This is a genomic window from Komagataeibacter oboediens, from assembly GCF_003207815.1.
GTDB classification, from domain to species: domain Bacteria; phylum Pseudomonadota; class Alphaproteobacteria; order Acetobacterales; family Acetobacteraceae; genus Komagataeibacter; species Komagataeibacter oboediens.
In genome coordinates, this window is the sequence record NZ_NKTX01000220.1 from 1 (window position 1) to 940 (window position 940).

At 61.8% G+C, this 940-nt stretch carries 1 protein-coding gene and 1 pseudogene; both read right to left on the minus strand.

Annotated features, from left to right (window positions below; genetic code table 11):
- Positions 1-99: 99 nt before the first annotated feature.
- Positions 100-516, minus strand: a pseudogene (locus CFR80_RS18455) (transposase domain-containing protein); the annotation flags it as partial.
- 65 nt (positions 517-581) lie between these two features.
- On the minus strand, positions 582-940 hold a 359-nt coding region (gene tnpB / locus CFR80_RS18460), incomplete at its 5' end, for an IS66 family insertion sequence element accessory protein TnpB (RefSeq protein WP_373636560.1).

Here is a 940-nt window from a genome sequence, read left to right on the forward strand (position 1 = left end):
TCGCAGGTAGTACCGCGTCCCTATCTCTTAAATCGCTCATGCTTCATAGCTGAACAAGACCAGAAGTATTCAGCAAGGCGTCAGTCGCCGGGAGCTTACGCTGCCACAGCACGGACACTGTGTCGGTGCGGGGATGACGACCCGCTCGCGCGGCAAATCGGCACGCAGGGGCTGGCGCCCCCGGTTGCTCCTGGGTGCTGTCGCGCGGACAGCGGGATTCACGGCGTTTTCGGGCGCGTCCTCGGCGAGCGTCGTCTCCAGTTCTTCCAGTTCGAGTTCGAGTTGGGCCAGCAGGCGGCGCCCCCGCTCCGACGAGGCGCCGAAACGGTCCTGGCGCATCCGCGCGATAAGATGTTTGAGATGGGCAATCTGCGCTTCGGCGCTGGCCGCGCGCGATTCTGCATCAGTGGCCCGGATTTCGGCAGTAGACGCCCGGAGTTCGGCGACCTGGGCACGCGCCTCGGCAGCGGCAAGTGCCGCGCGCAAGGCGATGATGTCGTCCGTGTCTCCCGTCATGAAGGCAGTTGATCACATGGGCGCTCAAAAGGGTACCAGTATATGCTGACCTGACGCAGTTTTTATTATCCCGCCAGTTCAGGTCTCCATGTTTTCTGAGGATTGCGCCAATCCACACCCTCCAGCAGACAAGTCAATTGTGACGGGGAGAGATGGATCGCTCCGTCCTTTGCCGAAGGCCACAGGAAATGCCCGCGCTCGATCCGCTTCGCATATAAGGAAAGGCCGATCCCATCGTGCCAGATCAGTTTCACCAGGTCGCCGCGTCGGCCCCTGAAGGCATAGACGTCACCCGCGAAAGGGTCACGACCCAGTGCTTCCTGGACCTTCAACGCCAGCCCGGGCATCCCCAGGCGCATATCGGTTACACCGGCCGCCAGCCATATCCTCAGCGTGGAAGGAAGCGGGATCATGATCGTAGTGC